This is a genomic window from Pseudovibrio flavus (assembly GCF_009711345.1).
GTDB lineage: Bacteria > Pseudomonadota > Alphaproteobacteria > Rhizobiales > Stappiaceae > Pseudovibrio > Pseudovibrio flavus.
On sequence record NZ_SMMA01000019.1, the window covers coordinates 1 to 689 of the forward strand.

1 protein-coding gene is annotated in these 689 nt (G+C 51.7%); it reads left to right on the plus strand.

Features of this window, described 5'->3' with window-relative positions; genetic code table 11:
- On the plus strand, positions 1–217 hold a 217-nt coding region (locus E1162_RS19340), incomplete at its 5' end, for a hypothetical protein (RefSeq protein WP_257098524.1).
- Positions 218–689 lie beyond the last annotated feature (472 nt).

Below are 689 nucleotides of genomic sequence, written 5' to 3' on the forward strand. Positions count from 1 at the left end.
TATACGCATCCAAAACCTAACCCAACGACAAACCAACAAACCAACCCAAACCATCAAAAACCGCAGAAAACCGCCAAAAATCCAAACTATTAACAAAACACAAATTTCAACAGGGGGGGGCGGGGAAAAGCTAGCACCAGCTCAAAATAAACACCCGATTCCAGATTTCTTTTCCCAACATCTGCCTGGAGAGGCGCATTCCTCGGAAATCACGTAGAGCCAGAGCCGAGTTTCGCCAATAAACTTCTGAATTCTACCCGCTCCGGCTCTGATAAAGGGGCTAAAAACGCCTCCTCTACTTTCCGCGCAAGTGGCAAAAGGCGAACAGCAAGGGCCAAACCTTTGCCCGTAAGGGACACAACACGGTTACAGCGATCAAGCAGAAGCGGAGAAAAAACAAACACAATGGCGAAGATACGTCGGCACGCGCTGGTCGGGAAGCATTGCCGAACCTCTCTTATGGATATCGTAAGAACTACCCAACCAAACATGCGTACCTGTATCGCCATGCCACTTTAATCATCGAGCCGCGCTCGCCGCTAAGATGGAGATTTCGTTGTGACGGTGTTTGCTTTGTTCGAAGGGGCGCCGCGTTCATACTCGCGAAGGGTTCCACTGGTTGCAGCCGAACTCTCATTGGCCTGCTCAGGCCAGTCTTCCCGATCGGTTGCGGGCTGCACCCCACCCCC